This window comes from Faecalimonas umbilicata (genome assembly GCF_004346095.1).
Classification (GTDB): Bacteria; Bacillota; Clostridia; order Lachnospirales; family Lachnospiraceae; genus Faecalimonas; species Faecalimonas umbilicata.
Map to the genome: position 1 here is coordinate 44,035 of NZ_SLZV01000007.1, position 24,304 is coordinate 68,338.

20 protein-coding genes are annotated in these 24,304 nt (G+C 40.6%); 1 reads left to right on the top strand and 19 read right to left on the bottom strand.

The annotated features are described in order from the left end of the window. Positions 1-4: 4 nt before the first annotated feature. Positions 5-562 carry a dTDP-4-dehydrorhamnose 3,5-epimerase gene (rfbC, locus tag EDD74_RS04710; RefSeq protein ID WP_116441673.1) on the bottom strand — a complete coding sequence of 186 codons (558 nt, stop codon included), beginning with the start codon at positions 560-562 and terminating at the stop codon, positions 5-7. A gap of 37 nt (positions 563-599) precedes the next feature. Beyond that, positions 600-1,469, bottom strand: coding sequence for a glucose-1-phosphate thymidylyltransferase RfbA (gene rfbA, locus EDD74_RS04715; RefSeq protein ID WP_008976498.1), 870 nt, complete (start codon positions 1,467-1,469; stop codon positions 600-602). 257 nt (positions 1,470-1,726) lie between these two features. On the opposite strand from rfbA, the gene EDD74_RS04720 reads away from it, so the two are divergent. After that, positions 1,727-2,953, top strand: a complete 1,227-nt coding sequence (locus tag EDD74_RS04720; protein ID WP_116441672.1) for a glycosyltransferase family 2 protein — start codon at positions 1,727-1,729, stop codon at positions 2,951-2,953. Positions 2,954-3,016: 63 nt separating this feature from the next. Here EDD74_RS04720 and rfbB read toward each other — a convergent pair whose 3' ends face one another. The 17 genes from rfbB to recD2 all read right to left on the bottom strand — a co-directional run bounded on the left by rfbB (position 3,017) and on the right by recD2 (position 24,075). Then, on the bottom strand, positions 3,017-4,093 hold the full coding sequence (rfbB, locus tag EDD74_RS04725; protein WP_116441671.1) for a dTDP-glucose 4,6-dehydratase: 1,077 nt from the start codon (positions 4,091-4,093) through the stop codon (positions 3,017-3,019). Positions 4,094-4,172: 79 nt separating this feature from the next. Continuing rightward, complete coding sequence (locus EDD74_RS04730) at positions 4,173-4,538, bottom strand: DUF2304 domain-containing protein (RefSeq protein ID WP_008976502.1); 366 nt, start codon at positions 4,536-4,538, stop codon at positions 4,173-4,175. A gap of 12 nt (positions 4,539-4,550) precedes the next feature. Beyond that, the gene (locus EDD74_RS04735; RefSeq protein WP_008976503.1) at positions 4,551-5,240 is read right to left on the bottom strand and encodes a glycosyltransferase family 2 protein; all 690 of its coding nucleotides are present in this window, start codon (positions 5,238-5,240) and stop codon (positions 4,551-4,553) included. A gap of 12 nt (positions 5,241-5,252) precedes the next feature. Next, entirely contained in the window at positions 5,253-7,247 is a 1,995-nt protein-coding gene (locus EDD74_RS04740; RefSeq protein ID WP_116441670.1) for a DUF2142 domain-containing protein, read from the bottom strand. 18 nt (positions 7,248-7,265) lie between these two features. After that, positions 7,266-8,057: a glycosyltransferase family 2 protein gene (locus EDD74_RS04745; RefSeq protein ID WP_116441669.1), complete on the bottom strand. Its 792-nt coding sequence runs from the start codon at positions 8,055-8,057 to the stop codon at positions 7,266-7,268. Beyond that, entirely contained in the window at positions 8,047-9,318 is a 1,272-nt protein-coding gene (locus EDD74_RS04750) for a lipopolysaccharide biosynthesis protein (RefSeq protein WP_116441668.1), read from the bottom strand. Before EDD74_RS04750 ends, EDD74_RS04745 begins: the two co-directional genes overlap by 11 nt. A 119-nt stretch (positions 9,319-9,437) precedes the next feature. Further along, complete coding sequence (locus EDD74_RS04755) at positions 9,438-12,440, bottom strand: glucosaminidase domain-containing protein (RefSeq protein ID WP_116441667.1); 3,003 nt, start codon at positions 12,438-12,440, stop codon at positions 9,438-9,440. Between the two features lie 28 nt (positions 12,441-12,468). Beyond that, positions 12,469-14,628: an N-acetylmuramoyl-L-alanine amidase gene (locus tag EDD74_RS04760; protein WP_116441666.1), complete on the bottom strand. Its 2,160-nt coding sequence runs from the start codon at positions 14,626-14,628 to the stop codon at positions 12,469-12,471. A 3-nt stretch (positions 14,629-14,631) separates the two neighbouring features. Further along, positions 14,632-16,146 carry an LTA synthase family protein gene (locus EDD74_RS04765; RefSeq protein WP_116441665.1) on the bottom strand — a complete coding sequence of 505 codons (1,515 nt, stop codon included), beginning with the start codon at positions 16,144-16,146 and terminating at the stop codon, positions 14,632-14,634. Between the two features lie 36 nt (positions 16,147-16,182). Continuing rightward, the gene (locus EDD74_RS04770) at positions 16,183-17,103 is read right to left on the bottom strand and encodes a nucleotidyltransferase family protein (RefSeq protein ID WP_016439991.1); all 921 of its coding nucleotides are present in this window, start codon (positions 17,101-17,103) and stop codon (positions 16,183-16,185) included. A gap of 58 nt (positions 17,104-17,161) precedes the next feature. Further along, the gene (locus EDD74_RS04775; protein ID WP_009262977.1) at positions 17,162-17,425 is read right to left on the bottom strand and encodes an HPr family phosphocarrier protein; all 264 of its coding nucleotides are present in this window, start codon (positions 17,423-17,425) and stop codon (positions 17,162-17,164) included. A gap of 16 nt (positions 17,426-17,441) precedes the next feature. Then, positions 17,442-18,686: a CdaR family protein gene (locus tag EDD74_RS04780; protein WP_116441664.1), complete on the bottom strand. Its 1,245-nt coding sequence runs from the start codon at positions 18,684-18,686 to the stop codon at positions 17,442-17,444. Then, entirely contained in the window at positions 18,664-19,545 is an 882-nt protein-coding gene (cdaA, locus tag EDD74_RS04785; RefSeq protein ID WP_008976514.1) for a diadenylate cyclase CdaA, read from the bottom strand. Before cdaA ends, EDD74_RS04780 begins: the two co-directional genes overlap by 23 nt. A gap of 30 nt (positions 19,546-19,575) precedes the next feature. Continuing rightward, positions 19,576-20,622: a hypothetical protein gene (locus tag EDD74_RS04790; RefSeq protein WP_116441663.1), complete on the bottom strand. Its 1,047-nt coding sequence runs from the start codon at positions 20,620-20,622 to the stop codon at positions 19,576-19,578. Next, the gene (locus tag EDD74_RS04795; protein WP_242990126.1) at positions 20,623-20,994 is read right to left on the bottom strand and encodes a hypothetical protein; all 372 of its coding nucleotides are present in this window, start codon (positions 20,992-20,994) and stop codon (positions 20,623-20,625) included. Positions 20,995-21,079: 85 nt separating this feature from the next. Then, complete coding sequence (locus EDD74_RS04800; protein ID WP_008976518.1) at positions 21,080-21,856, bottom strand: ComF family protein; 777 nt, start codon at positions 21,854-21,856, stop codon at positions 21,080-21,082. Continuing rightward, entirely contained in the window at positions 21,853-24,075 is a 2,223-nt protein-coding gene (recD2, locus tag EDD74_RS04805) for an SF1B family DNA helicase RecD2 (RefSeq protein WP_008976519.1), read from the bottom strand. Before recD2 ends, EDD74_RS04800 begins: the two co-directional genes overlap by 4 nt. Positions 24,076-24,304 lie beyond the last annotated feature (229 nt).

Here is a 24,304-nt window from a genome sequence, read left to right on the forward strand (position 1 = left end):
CCAATTACTTGTCTTTCTTTAGTGTCTTGATCCCTGTCCATTTTTGATCCTTTTCAGAAATGGTCAGTTCCATTCCTTCCGAAATCGGCCACTGAATCCCGATATCCGGGTCATTCCATGCAAGTCCGCCCTCATCATTTGGATGATAAAAATCAGTACATTTGTATGCAAACTCTGCTGTATCAGAAAGAACTAAAAATCCATGTGCAAAATCTTTCGGAATGAAAAACTGCTTCTTATTTTCAGCAGAAAGTAACACACCATACCACTGTCCGTATGTCTTGGATCCTTCTCTTAAGTCAACCGCGACATCAAACACTTCTCCGCTCACTACGCGCACAAGCTTATCTTGCGGAAAATTAATCTGAAAATGTAATCCTCTTAATACTCCCTTCTTAGAGCTTGACTGATTGTCCTGAACAAACTCCATATCGATTCCCGCTTCTTTATAATCATTGTAATTATATGTTTCCATAAAATATCCACGTTCATCTCCAAATACTGTCGGAGTAATCACTTTCAGTCCTTCAATTTCACATGTTTCTACTGTAATTTTTCCCATTGAAATTTCCTTCTTTCTTTTTATTTACAGACGAATCTTATAATCCTTCTGCCACTTCCATCAGATACTTTCCATATGCAGTCTTCAATAACGGCTGTGCAAGTTTGATCAACTGCTCTTTGTCAATGAATCCTCTCTTATATGCTATCTCTTCGATACACGAAATATACAATCCCTGACGTTTTTGGAATGCTGCTACAAAATCTGCCGCATCTAAAAGTGCATCATGATTTCCAGTATCCAACCACGCAAAACCGCGTCCCAAAGTTTCTACACGCAAATCTCCTCTCTGAAGATATGCATTGTTGACACTTGTAATCTCAATTTCCCCACGCGCAGACGGCTTTACATTCTTCGCAATTTCCACAACATCATTGTCATAGAAATATAATCCTGGTACTGCATAATTTGATTTTGGATGTTCCGGTTTTTCTTCAATCGAAAGCGCTTTTCCATTTTCATCAAATTCTACTACACCATACTCTCTCGGATCTCTTACATAATATCCAAAAATTGTTGCTCCGGACTCCCGTGAAGCCACCTCTCGTAAAATTTTCGAAAAACTCTGTCCATAGAAAATATTATCTCCTAAAATCAGAGCTACACTATCATTTCCAATAAATTCCTCTCCAATGATAAATGCATCTGCCAATCCTCTAGGACTTTCCTGAACCGCATAGGACATCTTCAATCCTAAATCCTCTCCTGTTCCAAGTAACTCCTCAAATACCGGAAGATCTCTCGGTGTAGAAATTACAAGAATCTCCCGAATTCCAGCCAGCATCAAAATGGATAACGGATAATAGATCATCGGCTTATCATAGACCGGCATGATCTGCTTTGACACTGCTTTTGTCAGTGGATATAATCTTGTCCCTGAACCACCTGCTAAAATAATACCTTTCATTTTAAGTACCTCCTACTTTTTATATACACATTTCTAACTTTTCGGTTTCCGACATGCTGTAGTTTTTGGCAACTGCACATTAAGTCACGTTGTATTATAGCACTTCCTTCTGTCTTTTTCAATCTCTGAGATATTTTTCACATTTCTTTAAGATTCTCAAATTCTTTCAAGAATCCTCTTCTTCCCCGCCTATGCTCTCTTTACAAATTTGTCAGACCGTGATACGCTGACATCAATATGAAATTAGGAGGTTCTCTATGTTTTATCCAAAAATAAGTGTTTTAATGATAAACTACAATCATGCAGCCCATCTCTCACTAACAATTGAAAGTGTCTTATCGCAGACTTATCAAAACATCCAATTTATTATAGTTGATGATGGTTCTACTGATTGTTCCCAGACAATCATAAAAGATTACGCCAGTAGAGATCCCCGCATCGAATATTATTTTTTAGAAAAAAATCAACATATTTGTCACGCTACCAACTTTGGTTTCCAAAAAGTGACTGGTGAATATCTTGCGAGAATCGACAGCGACGATCTTTGGTATCCCAACAAACTGCAAAAGCAGCTAGACTTCATGCAAAAAACGCCAGATTGTAATATTTGCTTTTCATGGACGGATTTAATTGACGAACATGGAAATAGTATCAACGATTCTGAACGGGAGCTTTACAACTTATTCAACGGTAGCCATCCATCCTGTCAAGAACACTGGCTGGAATTTTTCTTCATTCACGGAAACTGCCTTTCTCATCCTTCCGTGCTTATGAAAACCGAAATCCAAAAAGAAATCGGAGACTTCAATCCCGCTTACCGACAAGCTCACGACTTTGATTACTGGATCCGCATTGCCAAAAAATATCCTATTTTTGTTATAGAGGAAAATCTGACTATCATGCGACGATTTTTATTCTCCTCCACTTTAAATACAAGTTCCACCACAGAATCTGATACAACCAGATACTTAAATGAATATTTACTGATCCGCAACCACTTTTTTGAAAATATGGATACCGAATTATTTGTACGCACTTTTCACTCTTATTTTCGTAATCCTCACGCAGCTACTCCGGAAGAGCTTCTCTGCGAACAGGCATTTTTACTTTGCGATTGCAAATATGGTGGAAAACAAAATCCAATTCTTGGAATCATGAAGCTCGGAGAACTGTTAGCCTGTCCAAAAACTGCTGAAGTTCTTGAAGCTTCCTATCACTTTACTCCAATTTCCTACTATGCACTCAGTAACCAACACATTTTCTGTGACTCATTTGTTCAAACCGCTTTATTAAATGCGAAACATCACACAGATAAAATCCAAACATTGACAGAAGAGCTTCAGCAATGCGAGAGTCATTTGAAAAAACTTCAGGAGCAGGTGACTTATTTATCCTCATCACTCAATACCATTACTAATTCTACTTCATGGAAAATTACTGCTCCTCTTCGTCACGCATTAAATAAACTCAGGAAAAATTTTTAATTTACTTAAAAACCGTACTTTTGTATACTATCATCTGCATACAAAAGTACGGTCTTTTAATTCTTATTTATACATTTCTTCATAATATTTCTGATAGTCACCGCTTGTGACATTTTTCATCCAGTCCTCATTTTCAAAGAACCACTTGATCGTAAGTTTGATTCCCTCTGCAAACATAGTATCCGGAACCCAGCCTACTTCCTTCTTAATTTTATCCGGAGCAATCGCATATCTTCTATCATGACCTTTTCTATCTGTCACATATGTGATCAAATTTTCACTGACAAGTTCTTTTCTCGGATCGCCTTCCGGAAGCATCTCCTGAAGTGTATCAAGAATAATATGAATAATCTCGATATTCTGCTTCTCATTGTGTCCACCGATATTATATGTCTCGAATAATCTTCCTTTTTCCTGAACCATATCGATTCCCTTCGCATGATCCTCTACATATAACCAGTCTCTGACATTTTTTCCATCTCCATATACAGGAAGTGTTTTCCCTTGAAGGGCATTATTGATGATAAGTGGAATCAACTTTTCTGGAAACTGATAAGGTCCATAGTTATTGCTACAATTCGTAATATTTGCAGGGAATTTATAAGTATCCATATAAGATTTCACAAGCATATCAGAAGATGCTTTACTTGCTGAATATGGGCTGTGTGGATCATAAGGAGTTGTCTCGTAGAAATATTCTCCTTCTTCTTCTAGTGATCCATATACCTCATCTGTAGATACATGAAGGAACTTTTTATCTTCTTTGAATGTTCCATCTTCTAACTCCCATGCAGCCTTTGCCGCATTGAGCATCACTAATGTTCCAAGTACATTTGTTTTTACAAACACATCCGGATTCTTAATACTTCTGTCAACATGACTCTCTGCCGCAAAATGTACAACGCGGTCAATATCATTCTCCTCAAAAATCTTATTGATTGCCTCTGCATCGCAAATATCTGCTTTTACAAATGTATAATTCTCTCTATCTTCTACATCTTTCAAATTTTCAAGATTTCCTGCATAAGTAAGCTTGTCAACATTAATGATCCGAATTTCATTGTCATACTTCTTAAACATGTAATGAATGTAATTTGAACCAATGAATCCTGCTCCACCTGTTACTAAATATGTTCTCATAGTTATCCTCCATCTTACTCTATTTATTACCGATTATACCATCAACTTTTTGCAGATTCAAGTAAAAACGCGCTTTCCCCTATTTACAGTCTTCTTTTGCCTGCAATTTTTTCTTCATTTCTTCTTCAAACATTGCAATTTCCTGTGTCAGTCTTTTTACTTTCACTGTGAGTTTTGACACCACAACGGTCAATACAAATATCACCATTAAAGAGAAACAAAATCCAAAGAAAAATAACATATTAATTGGTGTTCCAATTCCCATCATATTAGCCAATTCTGTGATCAGATCCGGGAAGCAGTCCAATATAAGAATCCCTACGCCAAGTGCAAACCACGACAAGGCATACCGTAACTCTAATTGCTTATTTTTAATCATCATTACCACAATTCCCATTGCAATAACAATGATAACGGCTACAATCAGCTGTATTTTGATGTCCATCTTCCTATCCTCCTATTTGCGAATTCTTTCAATCAAAATTGCCAGTGACACTTTTATCATGTAATATACTGATTTTTTCATCGAAATAGAAGATACTCCTCCACTTCTTTCCCTCATGATCACAGGTATTTCCAGCACTTTTTTCTTTCTCCTCAGAATAGCTACAACACTCTCCGGTTCCGGATAATCTTTTGGATATTCCTCCGCAAAGAATTCTATAATCTCCCTATTTACCATTCTTAATCCAGAAGTTGGATCAGTTATTTTTGTACCCGTAAGCAATTTAATCAGCATTGTAAAATATTTAATTCCAACGCGCCTGGCTCCTGATGACTGAAATCCTTCTTTATCTATAAATCGAGAACCAATCACCATATCTGCATGTTCTGCTTCCATATAATCTGCCATCTTACTCAGAAACTGGGGATCATGCTGTCCATCTCCATCCACCTGAACAGCAATATCATATCCATTTCTTGCCGCATATAAATATCCTGTCTGAACCGCACCCCCAATTCCTAAGTTCACAGGCAAATGAATAACATTAAACTCCTCTGTTTCACAGATTTCTTTTGTCTTATCCGTAGAACAATCATTTATTACAATATAATCAAAGTGCGGTGCCTTTTCCATAATATCTTCTACTGTTTTTTTTATACTTTCCTGCTCATTATAAGCAGGTATAATTATTAGTTTTTTCATACCTTCTCCTTTTTATCTTGGAAGTACTATGTGAAGAACCGATAAAACCGTAGCAATCTCCAGAATAGCCGTTGACATCATAATTACACGGTCAAATTTCTCGTCTACCACTATATATTTTGTTCTGAATAAAAGTATAATCATAGGCACAACTGGAAGGAAATATCTTCCCTGCACCCCGGCAATCACTTGCTCTCCTACTTCTGTCCAACTAATCAACAACACAAAACAAATGAGAATGCAGCATAAGCCTGACAAAATCCCTATCCAGACTTTGCTTCCCATGTTAATCATTTCCTTCTCTCCACGTTTTCTTGCTGCTGAAATCAAAAGTAACACTAAAAATCCTGCTATAACAAGATAAGGGATCTCTATTTCAAGCCACCCTAGTTGTTTCCCTATCATTGTATTCACATAATAACTTGTCATTTCTCCTGCTGTTTCTATAAAAATTTTCGGAAGTTCTCCTAGATGTTTTAAAAAATATACTCCTCCATATACTTCATATCCAAGTAATTCCGAATTTCCCTGACTTCCGCCAATCATATCTGCCATACTTACAATCCGAGTGATGACAGTTGGAATCACTCCTGCCAATCCTAATATAAAAGCACATGTCCACTTTTTCACTTTCGTTCCAAATTTTTGATATGGAATCAAAATTCCCAGTCCTATAATAACAATATAAACCACTTTAATCGGAGCTATGATTGCAGTACATACAGAAATGATTAAAATATCTTTATTCTCCACTCTCTCTTTTTTATAAATCAAATGGAAGAAGTATGCAATCATAAAAAAGGCAATTGCATTTACTAACATATCATAACTGTATGACATCGCCTGTTGCATGGACATTGGCAATAATGCAGTGACAAATAATACCATCTTTGCAAACGGCATGATTTTGATTGCCCAGTACGTTATCACCACATATGTGATCAATGCAAACATTCTTCCCATATAGAATAGCTGAATTCCATTGAAATGTAAAAGCCTTGCTACTGTAATTCCCAAAGTTTGGGGTGCGTATGAAATTTTAGGCATATCCAACACTTTTCCACCTAGCACTGGTTCCCCACTGTGATTATATGTCTTTCCCAGCAGTCCATTCATTGATTCAATATATCTCTCTTTTGTCGGATAATGTCCTGATGGATCACTAAGTATTTCCCGTTCCTGCAACACTGCCTGATTGCCCTCTTTTACAGTTTCTTTTCCTAATATTTCACTACTATTATTGTACGCTGTCACAAAATGAGCCTGTTCATCTGGGACCGCATAAGGTGGAATAACTAACATATATATCACTCCAAATACAAGTGCGCTCCCCACAAAGATTTTTTCTACCGACTCTCGTCTAAGTAACAGCACCAAGATAATTCCCATTCCAAATACAGTCAGTACTGCTATTCCAAAAAAGAAATATCGAACTCCTCCTGCTTTTCCTCCCAAAACATTTACAGCCAAAGCCTGTTCATTCTCACTTCCATTTATATTTGCTTTATCATGAAGGGACTCTGTTCCATAAAAATAAAGTCGATCTTCCGGAAAACCCGACAATTCTAAATTTAGTGTATATACTTCCCTGTCTTTTATATGAATGGTTTCATCGGCATTGAATTGCAGTACTTTAATTCCTTCTGTTTGATGATCAATCACCTCGTTTGTCAGCTGCATTTCCCACTGCCCAATAATTTTTCCTTCAGCATCTTCTATTCCTAATGTGAGTACATCTGTTTCCTGTCCCTGAAAATTTTGATACATGATTTCAATCGTTTCAAAAGAATCACTCTGCATCTCAACCTTTTGAGAAAGTATTTCCCCACTTTTTAGTTCTAATAGTTTTCCCTTTACTTCACTTTTTACATATTGCATTCTCTGTTCTGCAATCGGTTTTACTTCATCAGAATACATCATTCCTAATAGACCAATGAGCACCAAAAGTGTAACAACAATCTTTAAAAGCTTTCTATAACCTTCTGCCTTATTTAATTTTTTTTCCATATTTCATTCCCATCCACATTACGACAACTCATTTGACTTTTCACTTTCCGCATACCACCTTGCCAGTATTTTGGCAATCGGCTTTGGCCAAAATTTGCAGAACATCGTATAGTCTTCTTTATTTCTCGCATTGTTCCCTAAGATTTTTGATGTTTCGGATTCTTCATGAATTCTATGTCCTACCAATATTTCTTTGTCATATATAAATTCACCTTTGAATCTAGATATGTATTCCCATGCCTCCCAGTCTTCATCCGAAGCAAATCCCGGCTTGAATACTGTTTCCGGCAGATTTTTCTTCGCAAAAGCAACCGATGGACAGCAGATTGGAGAACCTAACGACAAGATTCTTCTTCTCACAAATCTACTTTTTCTAAACACTTTCACTTTTAAGGGCAGAAGCAAGAGGCGTTTTATTCGGAGCAGTCTGTTATCCGTCACTTTTTCTCCATTACGCATTTCTGCATAGTCTGTAAAGAAAATCAATGGCTTTGAAGATTTTTCAAATTCTCTCACTACATGCTCCGCATATTTTTCAAAATACACATCGTCCTGATGAGTAATTGTCACAAATTCTGTCTGCGCCTTTTTATAAGCAAAATTCCAGTCCTGAACAATTCCAGCTTCTCCGGTATTCACATATACAGGAATTCCATATTTCTCCGCTGTTCTGTCAATATAACTGTTAGGAGTTGATGTTATAATAAATATTTCACTCTCAATCGACTGGTTCTTTAAAGACTTGATACATTCTTCCAAAAAACTACTTTCTTTATATGCACAAATAGCAAATGTATGTTTATTTTCCATTTTCCTTTTTCCCTCTCCATATATTATAGATCATAAATAGCACAAAGATTGTCAATAAAACGGTTACCGCTATCAGATAACTCACACTTGCTCCTCTGATTGCATACTTTCTGACTAACCAATCCGAAATGACAAATGCTGTCACCGCTTCCATTCCATAACCAATCAACGCATAGTTTTGTTTTCTCATAATAGTCAAAATATAATACATAAAAAATGCCAATGCATTAATCCCACCTGCAAGAAGCAGAATCAGCAGATCTATTTTATATGCTCCCAAATTGATGCCATATAAAATAGACAATACCGGAATTCCTAGCAAATAAGCACCTATCTCACAGACTACCGTAACTGCAACAATAATTGCACACACTTTAACAATCATGAGAAAAAACTGTCTTTTCCTCTTCTGTTCATAGTCTTCTGCCATAACGGAAAGCAACGGTTTAAAAACAAATGTGCTAAATAGATTAATGATCATTACCGGCATAAAAATTGCCGCATAATACAACTGATACCTTGCATCCAGCACTTTATCCACGGACATTCTCGAAGCACTGTATACATAAGTGTTCAAAAAACTGCTGAGAAATAGAGGAAGACATTCTATCAAGACAGTCCCTACTTCTTTTTTCCTAAATGTCAGCTTCCCTTTTTCAAAAACTCTAAGTGCTTTTTCATTTACAACAAAAATCATCAATAAAGAATATACAATCATGGCAATAACCGCCACGGTCAGATTTTGTGTAAGTAAAATCCCTGCAGTCAGAATCAAAATTCCTCCGGCAACTCTCCAGAACAACAATTTCCCTGCAACGTCAATCCGACCATATCTCTGAAGTTCTCCTTCGTACAGATCTGAATATCCATCCAAAATTTTATAAATGCAAAGCAGAAAGATAAAGAAAGCCTTCTCCACTGTTCCTCCACGGAGCATTATATAACCGCCTCCTGCCAGCACCGCCAGTATACAACAGAAAACTTTTGCATAAAAATATTCAGCGTACGAGTGCCTTCTTGCAACATCGGTTACCTGAAATGTTCTGAGTTCAAAATATGCAATTGTTCCAATCCATTGTCCGATTGTAAGTGCAAAAGAAAACAGCCCTCCTGCTTTCTCTCCTGACAGATGTGCCACAATCACAGTAAAAAGCATAGTAGCTGCGGCCAACATTCCCGTTCCAATCGTATTCCACAAAAAATTACTTTTTGTAGTTGTCTCATCTGAGATAAATATCTTTTGAATGATTGTTTTCTTCATTTTTTCTCCATTTTTTTAATCTTTTCTACACTAACAAGTTATTATACCATTGTTTTCAGTGATTCTCAATAAAGAATCACAACAAAAAATGACGGATATTCACCCGCCATTTTTTGCTTTTATTTCTTTTTAAAGGCAGTTCCACCTCCTGATGGTCCCTGCTCTCCTTTTTTGACCAGTTTGATCTCTATAGCTTCTATATTTTTTGCATACCCTTCTGATCCTGCTGACTCGCCATTTTTCGCCCAGCCAAGCCATCCAAAATCTCTACAATGCGTTCTGTAATAAATGTCATATTTTTCTGACAACGCTCCTGTCAGGCGAATATTCACCGCTTCCATCGGAAGTGCCCTTCCGGTTGTACCGGTCTGCGCTCCATTTTTCACCCAACCTTGCCATCCAATATCCTGCACATGTGCACGGTACTCTATATTTCCTCCTGCTGTTGCATTTACAAGGGAAATATGCATTGCTTCAATCGCTTTTGCCTGTCCGGTCGTGCCACTCAACTCGCCATTTTTTACCCAGTTCTGCCAGCCGATGTCTTGTACATGTGATTGATATTGTATTTCTATCCCTTTCTCTTGAAAAGCATTCGCCGTCTTCCCTGGTGCAGCACTTCCTTTTGGCATAATAATAATCTGAAGAGATTCCACATGGTATGCATACCCTGCGCTTCCTGATGCTGCTCCATTTTTCGCCCAATCGAGCCAGCCAAGATTTTGCACATGTGTTCTGTAGTAAATATCATAATTAGCCGCTGCCGATCCGGTCAATTGAATCTTAAGAGCTTCCACTGAGAGTGCTCTTCCCGTTGTTCCTGCCGTCTGGCCGTCTTTTACGTAATCCTGCCATCCAATATCTCTTACATGAGCACTGTACTTTATTCCTAAATTGCCCGCATTTTTCACTGCAATCTGAAGAGCCTCTACCGGAAGATTTTTACCTACCGTTCCTGCAAGTGTTCCATTTCCGACATACTCCTGCCACCCAATTTCAGATACATGTGCACGGTACTGAAGATCTACGGATTTCACTTGAAACGGAGTATCTGTTTTCCCCGGTGCACTACTCCATTTTGGAAGCACTGCGATTTGAATCGCTTCTATATGATAAGCATATCCTTGACTTCCTGCAGCAGTACCATTATCCGCCCAATCAAGCCATCCAAAATTTTGTACATGAACCCGGTAGTAAATATCATAATCTGCCGCTTTTTCTCCTGTCAGTTCAATTTTAATAGCTTCGATTGGCTTCGCCTGTCCCGTTGTTCCGCCAACACTTCCGTCACTCACATATTCAAGCCATCCCAAATCTCTCGTATGTGTACTGTATTTCACACCTAGCCCTGCCACACCGCTTGTCTGAATTTTAATCGCTTCCATCGGAAGATTTCTTCCGTTTGTTCCTGCCATCACACCATTTGATACCGCATCCTGCCAACCGATATCTTGTACATGAGCTGAGTAACTGATCACATTTTTCAGAGCCTCCGGCACTGACACGGGATCCACTGATGTTCCTCCATTGTTGCCTCCAGAATTTCCATTACCAGAATTACTGTTTCCTGAATCCCCGTTTCCGATAGAAACTTTTGTAATATAATCGCTGCTTACATAAGCATACATGTTTGTAAAGTCATACCGACCACTTCCGGAATGAATTCCGCTTCTGCTCCCATTTAATACTGGATCTGACTGAATTTTATAAAAGCCGGATGTTGGATTTTGTTCGAGTAGAATAAACGCATGGCTGGATTGTGTGCCGGTGGAATATACTTTTGTTGCAGAAGCGCTTCTCTCCTGTCTCACATTCAGATCTGTATGCTGATTACTGAGCGTATCTTTGACTCCAATTGTATATTTCCCCGCATCTCTGTTACCATTTGCCTTATCTAAACTCCAGGCTACATTTGCAGCTTTCTCACCCCAGTACGGATCGGAGGCATATTTTACATTCACTCCGCTCGCTTTGTTTCCTAGAAATCCTCCAAAATAACGCCAATCCTGTGGATTCATATATCCTTTTGAAAGAAATGTCTCTGTGAATTCATTGACACACTGTGTCGGACTGGCAAAATAATCTGCGCTCTGTCCTGGCGAAGTATCAATCGCATTCAGACCGAATAAGTTATTTTTATTCTGTGCAATCCAGCTGGATCCCCATGCACTTTCATTGGCTGCTACTCCAACAGCAAGCAATGCATTGATTCCATATGTATTCTGCGCATTGATAAACGAATTTCCCAGATCTCTCATTTTTGAACTTGCAGTTACCCTCGCATTAATCATCGCATTCAGATCACTTCCATAATTCGTTGTGCTTCGAAACGGAAGATATTGATAATAATTGTAATATGGCGCACTTGCATTTACCGATCTGCTTCGGTTTCCATTTTTATAATCCTCCAACATCTGTTGAAATGCTGATTCTGGATAAAAGTAATGTCCATCATAGCTGTAATACTTTGTGCCCTCTGACAAATAAGACGGAGCCGCCCCATTATCGAGTACACTCGCATAGGAACTTTTATTTACATTTATCGTAATATAATGAATCAGTCTTCCTCCTGTGACAGCATAATAACTTACAGATTGTGCTGCTGCTGCACTGACAACCTGAACTTTATTGGCATCTACAAGGCCAATAACCCCAGACAGCATAAATCTTACTTTCCCGCCGCTTGTCCCAAGGTAAGCGGCATCCGCTCCATACGATCCATGTGTATATCCTGAAGTGTTTGTCCCCTCTTCTATATATTCTGTCACACCACCGCTTCCTGTATTGAAGTTGACAATCTGTCCTCCCCCAATCCTTGCCTTTTCTGCAGCGTAACTATCTACTGTTCCATCTTCGATTACAACTTCTGTAACATTTCCATCAAGATCCATACTCGTAATCGTTTGATTACTTTCCGGATTTTCTCCCTGAAACTCGACTGTCTCCTGCTCTTCAACAGATTCTGCCTGTTCTTCCTTTTCTTCCTGAACAACCTCTTGGCTTTCCTGTTCCTGATTAGATGGTTCCTGCACCTCTTGTGCATATGCCGACATAGGAATACTCGTCAGACTCATGCCCACAGCCAACAAAAATGCCGCAACTTTTCTTTTTGTTTTTTTCATATTACCTCCTATCTGATGCATTTTACTTTTATCGCTCTTTAAAAGCTGTACCTGATGTAGACGGACCCGCCTGTCCTTTCGGAATCAATTGGATTTCTACTGCCTCTATAGATTTTGCATACCCTGCACTCCCTGACTTTCCACCATTTTTTGTCCACGCAAGCCATCCAAAATCTCTACAATGCGTCCTATAATAAATATCATACTTCGCAGCCGCATTGCCAGTCAGTTTCATCTCCAATGCTTCCATCGGAAGTGCTCTTCCGGTTGTTCCTGACATCTTTCCATTTGTCACATTGCTCTGCCAACCAATCTCAGAGACATGTGCACGATACTGAATGCCCGATATTCCACTTAAATTCACTTTGAGCGCTTCTATCGGAAGTGCTCTTCCAACTGTTCCCGCAGTTACTCCGCTTCCCACTGCATTCTGCCAGCCAATCTCAGAAACATGTGCCTGATAAGAAAGTGTCACCGCTGGCTGTTCCTGTGTTTTGTCTAAAAACGGCCTATTTGTTGCTCCCGGCGCGGCGCTTCCTGCCGGTACAATCCGAACCTCAACTGCTTCTAACTGATAAGCATATCCCTGTGTTCCCGCTGCCTGTCCGTCTTTTGCCCAGTCAAGCCATCCTATGTTGGAGGCATGTCCTCGGTAATATATATTATACTTTGTTGCGTTGCTTCCGGTCAATTTAATTTTCAATGCTTCTATCTGTAAATTTCTTCCTGTTGTTCCCGCTGTCTCACCATCACGGACGGTTCCCTGCCATCCAATGTCACGAACATGGGCACTATACTCAATCCCCACGCCTTCCATTCCAGCAATGCTCATTTGAAGCGCTTCTAAGCCAAGTGCTCTTCCAGTTGTTCCACAGAGTTCTCCATCTCCCACAGTACTCTGCCACCCAAGTTCTTGTACATGTGCTTTCAAATTCAGCCCCTGCTTTGTTTCGTTCCCTTTCACCAGCCCATATTTCTGAGCGATTCCTGTCGCATCTGCAATCCCTAACTGTCTCAAGAAGTTTTCGTCCTGAAGTTTTGCCGCATCATATCCATGATCGAGGAACGCATGCTCTACAATAATTCCTGTCAGTCCAAGTTCTTTTGCCAGCACATTTGTCGTAAAATAATCCGCCTTACTTCCATCCGGATACTGCCCGGACGGTCCTGCCAGTGTACTGTCCTTGATCTTGGCTCCCCGGTTCGTAAGTCCCAGCGCAGAAAGCTGCTCTAAAATTTTATTTGACACACTGAGTCCTTCTTCCGACAAGTCCGGACGGTAGTTTTTATTTGGATAATAAATCTCTGCTCCGGTTCCTCCACCACTGTTAAAGTGAAGGTCTACATAAAGATCTGCTCCGGCATTTTTTGCATCTTTTACTCTCTGATTCAGACAATAGCTTGATGTTGAGTTATAAGGACAGCTTTCGCTTTCTCTGATCATTACAACTCTGACTCCACGATACTGTGACAATTCCTGCTGGCAGTATCTTGCCACTTTCAATGTCAGCACCTCTTCCCGCAATCCATTTGCAGATGCTCCCGGATGGTTTGCATCATGACCTGCACCGATTGCAACAATCACTTCTCTTCGCTCTCCGCTTCTCGCATTTCGGGCAGCCGCCTCAGTAACTCCCGCCTCACCCAGCGTTTCTGAAATTGCGGCCTCCGCTGTCTCTGCCCCTGCCTGCACCATCTGCTTTTCCTCATTCATCGAATAAGTTTCCACCTGAGCACCCGACTCCGGAACGAACAGCGCCTCATCCTGCACTACTTGAAAAGAAGCTGTGATTCCTTTTTCTGCAAACAAAATCATCTGTTCCGCACCTGCTCCATCAAGATATGCAATTCCCGTGATCTGATAAGTCCCAATTTCCTCCATCCCCTCCTTCTGAAAGAGAACGGTGTTATTTAAAATCTGTGCAGCTTCCACAATACCCTCAGTTCCGGATTCCGTTTGATAGAATAATCTGGCACCCCCAATCACCATTTCTTCCTTTTGAAAACCGACAACGATATTTTGTACTCCTGATGTGCCCACAACATCTTCGTCTAGATATACATACGCAACCTCTTCCGGTCCTGCCGCCTTTACGGACATTCCAAAAATAAGTGTTGCCGCGATGATACACAGCAGACCGAGCATTCTCTCAATTGATTTTCTCCCTATTATTACTACACTCCTCATGGATTATTCTTCTCCCTCCACTTTGATATCGCTGACAAAATTATCAAAGAATTTTGATTCTTTCACCAGTTCTTCATCGATTGTTTCTATTCCGTACTGCTCTGCCAGCGTCGGTTCTGCTGAAAACAGATTCGTACCGAGTCCCAGACGTTCTCCCTGAATCGTCACACCCATACTTGCAAGTGTAGACGGAAACATGTCCATCGTCGTGAACTGTCTGTTCTTTGTCTGTACTGGCATAACTGCCGGATTGATAAACGCATTATACACCGTTCTTTCATATGACGGATCAATATTCAAACAAAAATCACTGTCCATTGTCAAGTGATCCCCTGACAGAACGATCGTTGTATTCGGATAAAAGCTCTGCTGTTGGATCCATGTAAGAAATTCCTGAAGCTGATGGCTCGCACACAAGTATACATTTGCATATTGATTCTCAGTCACAGGCTGACATTTTTCACAATAATATCCATCTTCAAAATGTGTATCAACAGTCAGCATTGTAAAGTTAAACGGCTGTCCTGTCATCGAAATCTCTGTCAGCTTTTCCTTCGCGATATCAAACAGTTTTTGGTCTTCATATCCCCACCACACACGGTAATCCGGCGGAATTTTCCCATTTGCATTCGCCCATCCGTAATCCAGCATCTCATAATTTCCATGCTGCTCAAAATAATTTTTTCTTCCGCCAAACTCCGCATCGGAACCAATCAGAAGTGACTGTCGGTATCCCTGCTCTGCCAGGATATCTCCAATACTTGTAACTGCCGGCATAAATAAATCCTGATTAGGCATCGCATTTCCATCAATCGGAATCTTCAACGGAAGTCCTGAAGTCTGTGCAAACATTCCTCCCATCGTCCACGTAGAACCAAATGCCGGATAGGCACCTCCTGCCAGCAAATCTGAATTGGAAAAACTAATATTATTTCTTGCAACCTCCGTCAGTTCCGGAATCACATTTTGATCAAAGGCGCCTCCATCTTCTTTTCCCATAAAGGTCGCTTCTGTAGATTCCAGGAAAATATAGATCAGATTCCTCTTCTGCTCCGGGAAAATGAGTTCTGTATTTTTCACATCTACATAGTGATCCTGGATAAATGTCGAATCTTTCCCCTGTGTTTCCAGATACGTTCCAATATCCAGATTCACCCAGAGATAATTTGCCGCACTCACCGATAAGACAACTGCCCCAACGATTCCTGCCGTGCAAACTACAGCATATTTTTTTCTCCTTTTTCTGAAAGCAATAAAAATTGCCAGTTCTAATAACATTACCAAGATTGCAGCCGGAAGACACTGATTGATAAAATCAAATATCATATCCGTATTTGTTCCCTCCATCGGTACCTTCAGATGAAAAATAATCTCATCAAATGTAATCAGCCCCCACGTATCCATCACCCATCTGGATGCATTGAACAATACAATTCCCAAACCACTCAAAACAATTACAAGGATTGACAATAAAATTGCCAATCCTTTCCAAACAGTATTTTTTATTTTTGTATGCATGTATTTTCTGCCTTCTACTTTCTTTCTATCTAGCACTTATCCGAATAATTTTTCCGGATATACCCCGTTTGCCACAAGGCTTCTGATCGCTTCTACAACTGCCTCTTTATCTTCTTTGTAAGTAACCCCAAACCACTTATCATGTGATTTCAGCACTTTTACTTCCACCTTCTGCTCTTCTAACAGTTCACCAATGATGGTTGGAAGGAGATATTCTGCTTTCAGATCCGACTCTGGTATTTGAGAAAGGAACTCCTCAAAGCCTTCTTCTAAAATAGGAAAAAATTCTGGAGTCAGTCCCCACATGTTCATTGACACCGGAGAATCAATATCAATCGGCTGCATTCCTTCCTCTGTACGCACTGCCGCCCCTTCCGGTACCATTTCAATCTGATGTGTCTCCACAATATCTGTCAGCATTCCCTGTTCATCTACTTTGCAGATTCCTCTTGTCACACCGCCATTTTCACTTAATGTATTCTTCAGAACAAATCCCACCATACACAGCTTTTGCTTTTCTGATTGTTCCTTCTCTGCTGTCAGATACCGGAAAGCTTCTGCATATGCTTCTTTTCCATAATAATCATCTGCATTGATCACAAGAAACGGTTCTTTTACAACATCCTTACAGCAAAGAATTGCCTGTCCGGTTCCCCACGGCTTTGTTCGCTCTGCAAATCGTTCGCGATACTGTTCTGGGATATCTTCTCGCTCCTGATAAGCATACGCTACATTTACCACTTTTTCAATCCGATTTCCAATGACTTCTTTAAAATCTTTCTCTAGATCCTTTCTAATCACAAATACGACTTTATCAAAACCTGCCTCCATCGCATCCGCAATCGAATAGTCCATGATAATCTCACCATTTGGTCCGACTGGCTCCAACTGCTTGATTCCGCCACCGAATCTACTTCCAATACCCGCCGCCATAATTACCAATGTCGCTCTGTTCATTTTTCTTCTCCTTTTCTTTTGCAAAAATAGTCGAGCATTGATCTCGACTATTTTTATCTTATTCTCCTAAACCACTTTCGATCATCTCTATAATCTCTCGGGCTGCTGCTTCTTCATCTTCACCTTCAAATATAAATTCTACCTCATCTCCAGATTTCACACAAGCCCCTAAAATACTCAGAACACTCTTTGCATTCCCAGTAGAATTTTTCGCCTGAAATGTAATCTTGCATTCAAATTGCATTGCCGTCTTACACAGAAGTCCGGCGGGGCTCAAGTGAAGCCCGGTTGGATTCTTGATTGTCACTACCTGCCTGATCATCTCTGCCTCCTGTTTTTTACTTTTTCTTTTCGACTGTAATATTGATCTTCTCACCCTTATACTGGCAGTCTCCATATCCTTCCACGACTGGAACTACTTGATATTTCCCCGGTGTATTATAATCTTTCATATCAATATAGACATTGATCTTGCTTGCATCAAGTTTCTTCAAATTCTCTTCGGAACCAGTAAATGCCAATTCGATCTGTTCAGAATCAAAGCTGACTTTCAGTCCCTCTTCCAGTTCTCTCGGAATGATCGAAGATACCGATATATGGATTCTTCTGCTTCCACCTTCGCTGACAGAAATCGTCACTGCAATATTTTTCTGACTCTCATCTACCAGTTTTGTATTTTCCGGAAGATATGGCGTCACATCGATTCCAACTTCCGTACGACTGCTGATTTCTGTATTTTCCAATGCCTCCGCCGGTATTGTGATCTTATCGATTTCCTTTAACACATCCGGTCTTCCTGCGATCTGTACCTCAGCCGGTTCGATCAAAGCTTCCTCTACCACATATCCCTCTGCAATGGCATCATTATATAGTACATCCAGCTTTACGTTTTTCGTATCAAGCAACTCCACATCAACAGATACTCCTTTTTCTCCAAGGTTCGTTTCAAACTGGAACTGATCAATGACTCCTCCGCCGGCATCATAAAGAATCAATTCTGCCGGAACTTCTCCATCGTTTGACATCCCCGACACATCTGCTTTTGCCACAACTTTGTTAATCTGATTGATAGCGCTGACACCACCTTGGATTGTAATATAAGCCGGATTCGGTGTGACCGGTCCGAGCACATATCCATCTCTCACAGTGCCTCTCGTCTCTGCGACAATCGGAAATCTCTTGGACAGATAATTCTCAATTTCTACTTCCAGATTTCTCGGATTGGTATAGGCCTCCTCATACTCATCCTCATATCCGCTGATACTTACCTCTACTGGAATCAAAGCCCTGCTTTCCAGATTTTGCATATCTGCATATGCAGTTATCTTTTCTGGATGTTCCTTCAGATCACTCAAAATAGATTTTTTTGCCTTAACTGTGACTTCCACAGACTGCTCTCCGACAACCGAATACGTCTTCCCTTTGGATGTGATAATATCATCATTCCGTATTCCAACAGAAATCCCCTTAAAAGTCCGTGTATCAATCGGATCTTCGACATTCATAACAACAAGCCACAAAACTATTGTGAAGAACACTGCGATGAATTTCAGCCCCAAATTATTTGTCAGTCTTTCTTTCATCTTTTCGCCTTCCTTTCCATGGAATCAGACGTTTCCGCTCTACCGTACGATCCTGCACATCAAGCAATCTCTCTGTGAGCCGTTCCGGGCGTACATTACGCTCCAGACGTCCTCCCATCGCGATGGAAACTGCCCCGGTTTCTTCTGATACCGCAATGATCAGCGCATCGCTCACTTCGCTCATTCCCACTGCCGCACGGTGTCTTGTTCCAAGATCCTTGCTTAACTTCATATTGTCTGAAAGAGGAAGATAACAGGTTGCTGAGACGATTCTGTCTCCTCTGATAATGATCGCACCATCATGGAGCGGTGTATTGTGTTCAAAAATATTGATCAGCACCTGACTGGAAACAAGACAATCCAAACGGATCCCTGTGCTTTCATACTCCGTCAGTTTGATCGCTCTCTCTACAACGATCAACGCTCCTGTCTTAACTTTTCCCATCTCAAAGCATGCTCTGACAATACCATCGATAGTCTCTGTGCTAAATCTGACAGACTCTTTCTTCTTATCCAAAGGCACAACCGAAGACAAAATATTTTTCTCTCCGAGTTTTTCAAGTGCCCTTCGAAGCTCTGGCTGAAAGACAACAACTGCCGCCATCGCCAGCACATCGATTGCATGGCTCGCCAAGAACAAAATGGTATTCATCTCAAAAATTGCAGCGACAAGAATGAATGCACAAAGTACAAGCATTCCCTTCAACAGCATCCATGCTTTTGTATTTTTTATCCACACCATAATCTCATAGACCAATACCGAAATAATGATGATCTCAATAATATCGACCACTTTAATCTCTGGTATATACCATGCGGAAATATATTTTTCAAGAAATCTCTCAAACTGTGCCCCCATCTTATCACCTCCTGTACTTATTTTTGAAGACTATTTTTCTAATTCTTTTTCAATCATTCTCTGAAGATCCTGCTGATCCTCCTCTTCATCTCTATCAAACACTTCCCCAGCTCCTCTGATCTCATCCGCCGGAAGTGTTGTTGTCTCTTGTCTCTCATTGATCTTTTTCACTGTCTTTCTTGGAGCCGGCACTGAAATCTTCGGAACTGCCTTGATGTAGTAATAATACTCATCATCTTCAAACTGAATCCGCTCTGTCCGGGAATAGTCCACTGTAAATACAAAAAATTCCAACACAACTGCAATCAGTCCTGCCACTATATTCCCACCGATCATACCACCATATGGAATATGTACATCAAAGACAAGTTCTCCGCTTACAACGAGCACAACATTGGCGATAATCCCAACAGCGATCGCCACTTTCCATGCATAGTCAAAGGAACTTCTGCGGATTGCATACACAATCAGCAGGCACACCGAAAATGCAAGTACAAATATCAACATCTCTTTGTTAGTAAAAATCTGTTTTGTAAATTCTGTCACTGCATTCATCAATCCCTCTGCGCCTGCACTGCCTTTAAATGCAGTCGCAGATGACGATACAAAATGCAACATAAAATAGACAATCGTCCCGCATGCAACCGGTACAACATAGACCGGAGTTCCGATCAATCCATAGACAACCGGGATAATATACGGAACTTTTAATACAAATGCCAGAGGTGTCAGCAACAAAATGGTCGCCGTCCCCGGTGCGAATCGAAAATAAAAAATAAACATCATCAAAAACACGGCTGCCGTTACAGCAAACACTGCCATTGACAACGAAAACAAATGCAGTAAAATCAAAACTGCTGCTGCCACTGCCATATACACTGATGGCAAAAATGTAAAGAACACTGTCAGACCTGCCGTCACATATTTGGATGCCGCCAGTTCCATATAGCCAAGCTTAGAGTTGATCATCCCAAATACGAGAATTCCAAGAATCAGCTGAAGTACCTTATCAATATATTTTGCATACCGCGCATATAATTTCTGCATCTCTTCTTTCCACACGTATAAACTATTCATCTACATATTCTCCTTTTTATACATCTTACTCAGGCGCGATAAATTCCTGTAATATCTCTTTACTCTCAATTTTGCTTCATTGTGTTTCTTTTTATAATAACTTCCAGCCATCATCCCATAGATGATCAGCACTGCAATATATCCGATCACAACCAGCACACCAAGCAAAAAAAACTTTGCAAGTGTCAGGCCTTCAAAAATCTTCTCCAGATTCACAAGAAAAAATAATCCGACTGCCAATCCATACCCAATCGTCGTCCAAATCAATGTGACAATTGTGCGGAAACTTACATAATCTTTTCTATAATAGCTATTTACTTTAAAATCTTCTTTTCCCTGTCCTTCTTCATAAGAGGCCAGCTTTATCATCATCTTGACTCGTTCCTCATTTAACATCTCGTCACCTCTGTCTCTGTTTTTCCCCTCAGCCAAACACTATTTTTAGTATAGCATATAATCAGAAACCTTGTCCAACACTTATAGTCAGAAAATATACTTTTTGTACCCCATTTTCTTTCAGTATGCGGGCAAGCTCATCCACAGTACTTCCTGTTGTATAGATATCATCGACCAGAAGTACTTTTTTCTTTGGCTTCCAGTCATCCTCCACGGCAAAGGCTCCGGAAAGTGCCCTCCTTCTCTCACTTGGATTCATCTCTTTCAATGCATTTGTTTTTTGAACTCTTCGGACTGCAAATGCCTCCATAGGGACCTCCAACCGCCCGGAAAGCTCTTTTGCCAAAACTTCTGCCTGATTGTATCCTCGTTTTCTCCGCTTACTTTTATGAATTGGTACAGGAATGATCACCTCGATCTGCCATTTTCTTAACAGATCTGCAAACTGTTCTGCCATTTGTTCCGCATAGTACTGTGCAAATACGCGGCGATTTCTATACTTAAACTGATAAATCGATTGCGAAACCGGCATTTTATGGAGCCACAGACTCCTTCCCTGCTCATAGAAATGTATGATTTTCTGACAGTCATAGCAGTATTCCTGCTCCTCATAGCGCACTGGTTTTCCACATTTTTTACAGAGAGGCTCCTGGAGTATCTTTACTTCCTTCCGGCAGCTTTCACAAATCCCCTCAGAAGCTACTGTTCCACAAAACACACAAGTAGTCGGATAGAGTAATTCTAAAATCCTGTGCCATATAAGTTTTGCTCTCCTTTTTTCTGCTGTTTTTCTTTCTCTGTTCTTCTGTTTCTCTGTTTTTTTCATTCTTTGTATCACAAGATACTTTCATACCGCTCACGAATCGCTTCCGCCAGACTAGTATACCGTTTTTGCTCACTTTGATTTTCAATCATCTCATAAAAAGTATGCTCATCTCCTACCAGTGTAACACACTTTTTTGCCCTTGTAATCGCTGTATATAATAAATTTCTGTGATACAGCAGTCTTGGGCCCGGCAGAAGCGGAATCACAACCGCCGGATACTCGCTCCCCTGGGATTTATGTATCGTGATCGCATACGCCAGCTCCAACTCCTCCAGCATTTTAAAGGAATACTCTACCTGCTTTCCTTCTTCATATTCCACTGTCATGAGTTCCTGGTAATGATCGATTTTCTTGACGATTCCCATATCTCCGTTAAAAATGCCAACTCCTTTGTCCACAGTCAGCCCATATTTCGTTTTAACTTCCCACTCCAGCTGGTAATTATTCTTAATCTGCATGACCTTGTCGCCAACCCGAAATTTCTTATTTCCATATTCTTTTTCTTCTTTCTTTCGATCCGGCGGATTCAGATATTCCTGTAAGATCACATTAAGCCGTTCTACCCCGATCAATCCTTTTTTCATCGGTGTAAGCACCTGGATCTCATGCATCGGAGCATCCACATACTTCGGCATTTTTTCCTTTACAAGCTGGATAACGATGCTGATGATCACGTTTGCATCCTGCCGTTTTAAGAAAAAGAAATCTCTTCCTTTGTTTTTCAGCTCAACCGGCTCTCCATTGTTAATCTTATGCGCATTGACTACAATATCACTTTCCCCCGCCTGGCGAAAAATCTTATTGAGCCGCACAACCGGAAAACATTCTGATTTGATCATATCCTTCAACACACTTCCCGGTCCCACTGACGGAAGCTGATTGACGTCCCCCACAAGGATCAGATGAGTTCCAACCATCACCGCCTTTAAAAGCGCATGAAACAAAGATAGATCCACCATTGACATTTCATCTATGATGATCACATCTGCCTCCAGCGGATTCTCTTCATTTCTTCCAAATCCTCCTGTCTGTTCCCCCTCTGGATTGCCATTGACCTCCAGCAGTCTGTGTAATGTCTGCGCCTCGCAGCCAGTCGCCTCCGTCATTCTCTTTGCCGCACGTCCGGTCGGTGCCGCCAGATAAATATTCAGCCCTTCGCTCTCAAAAAAATGAATCATCGCATTGATCGTCGTTGTCTTTCCAGTTCCTGGCCCTCCAGTCAGCACAAGCAGACCATTTTTTACTGCTTCTTTTACTGCTGTCCGCTGCAATTCATCCAAAGATAACTCTGCATACGCCTCAATCTTGCTCAGGCGCTTTTCCAGATAATCTTCTCCCACTTCATTTTTGATATCTAGATCGTACAACATTTTTGCAGTATTTAATTCCAGATAATAGAAATGAGAAGCATACACTCTCTTTCCCTCTGGCTTCTCCTTGACAACGATCTTCTTTTCCATACACAGATCCATCAGATGCCGCTCCATATCTTCAATTTTCACCTGCAAAAGCTGGCTTGTTCGCGCAAGCAGTGTCTGTTCCGGAAGGTACACGTGGCCTTCCCCAACTGCCTGAAGCAACGTGTAAAAGATACCACTCCGGATTCGGAAATCAGAGTCTGTATGGATCCCTACCTTTGCCGCAATCTCATCGGCAGTCTTAAATCCAACCCCCTCTACATGATCTGCCAACTGATACGGATTCTGTTCGATCACGCGATAAATACTCTGTCCATAATGCTGATAAATCTTTGCCGCAAGTGTTGTTGAAATACCATATTTCTGCAAATACAACATTGCCTGTCGCATTTCCTTCTTCTCTTCTACCTGCACTGCAATCTCTCTTGCCATTCTCTCGCTGATTCCTTTGATCTCTGCGAGACGCTCCGGCTCTTCTTCAATGATGCGGAAGGTATCTCCTTTGAATTTTCTTACAATTCTGCCTGCCAGCGCACTTCCAAGTCCCTTGATTGCTCCGGAACCAAGATAAACTTCTATAGAATGAAGATCTTCCGGTTCTTTTACCCGATACTCCTGTACTTGAAGCTGTGATCCATACACCGCATGATTCGTATATTCTCCGGATACCTCCAGAAACTCTCCCTCGCTAATATAATGAAACATCCCGACACAAGTCAGATCCCCATCTTCATTGTGCAGATGAAACACCGTATAACCATTGTCTTCATTGCGAAACACAATGTGCTCCACATATCCGATTATTTTCTCCATGTTCCTGCTCTTTTCCTTTTCTGTTAAATCTGTTTCTATCGTACCACGTTCTTAAAAGCATGAAAACTCCTTTGTAGATTGCTTTTCAGAAAATACATATGCTCCTTCTATCACACAAAATATATGAAAAAACTGCCGTGAACTAAAGCTTCCATCCAAACTTTTCACAGGATTTTCCTTCCTATGTCTGTTCTTCCGAATTCCTTACTTCCCGGCAGCTTATGCTCTA

Coding starts and splice junctions, on each gene's coding strand:
- EDD74_RS04795 (WP_242990126.1), bottom strand. CDS start 20,994: ATGATGATAAAGCTGGCCTCTTATGAAGAAGGACAGGGAAAAGAAGAT.
- EDD74_RS04750 (WP_116441668.1), bottom strand. CDS start 9,318: ATGAAGAAAACAATCATTCAAAAGATATTTATCTCAGATGAGACAACT.
- EDD74_RS04790 (WP_116441663.1), bottom strand. CDS start 20,622: ATGAATAGTTTATACGTGTGGAAAGAAGAGATGCAGAAATTATATGCG.
- EDD74_RS04780 (WP_116441664.1), bottom strand. CDS start 18,686: ATGAAAGAAAGACTGACAAATAATTTGGGGCTGAAATTCATCGCAGTG.
- EDD74_RS04735 (WP_008976503.1), bottom strand. CDS start 5,240: ATGAAAAAACTAATAATTATACCTGCTTATAATGAGCAGGAAAGTATA.
- rfbA (WP_008976498.1), bottom strand. CDS start 1,469: ATGAAAGGTATTATTTTAGCAGGTGGTTCAGGGACAAGATTATATCCA.
- EDD74_RS04770 (WP_016439991.1), bottom strand. CDS start 17,103: ATGAACAGAGCGACATTGGTAATTATGGCGGCGGGTATTGGAAGTAGA.
- EDD74_RS04755 (WP_116441667.1), bottom strand. CDS start 12,440: ATGAAAAAAACAAAAAGAAAAGTTGCGGCATTTTTGTTGGCTGTGGGC.
- EDD74_RS04765 (WP_116441665.1), bottom strand. CDS start 16,146: ATGCATACAAAAATAAAAAATACTGTTTGGAAAGGATTGGCAATTTTA.
- cdaA (WP_008976514.1), bottom strand. CDS start 19,545: ATGGGGGCACAGTTTGAGAGATTTCTTGAAAAATATATTTCCGCATGG.
- recD2 (WP_008976519.1), bottom strand. CDS start 24,075: ATGGAGAAAATAATCGGATATGTGGAGCACATTGTGTTTCGCAATGAA.
- rfbB (WP_116441671.1), bottom strand. CDS start 4,093: ATGAGAACATATTTAGTAACAGGTGGAGCAGGATTCATTGGTTCAAAT.
- EDD74_RS04720 (WP_116441672.1), top strand. CDS start 1,727: ATGTTTTATCCAAAAATAAGTGTTTTAATGATAAACTACAATCATGCA.
- EDD74_RS04745 (WP_116441669.1), bottom strand. CDS start 8,057: ATGGAAAATAAACATACATTTGCTATTTGTGCATATAAAGAAAGTAGT.
- EDD74_RS04730 (WP_008976502.1), bottom strand. CDS start 4,538: ATGGACATCAAAATACAGCTGATTGTAGCCGTTATCATTGTTATTGCA.
- EDD74_RS04760 (WP_116441666.1), bottom strand. CDS start 14,628: ATGAGGAGTGTAGTAATAATAGGGAGAAAATCAATTGAGAGAATGCTC.
- rfbC (WP_116441673.1), bottom strand. CDS start 562: ATGGGAAAAATTACAGTAGAAACATGTGAAATTGAAGGACTGAAAGTG.
- EDD74_RS04775 (WP_009262977.1), bottom strand. CDS start 17,425: ATGATCAGGCAGGTAGTGACAATCAAGAATCCAACCGGGCTTCACTTG.
- EDD74_RS04740 (WP_116441670.1), bottom strand. CDS start 7,247: ATGGAAAAAAAATTAAATAAGGCAGAAGGTTATAGAAAGCTTTTAAAG.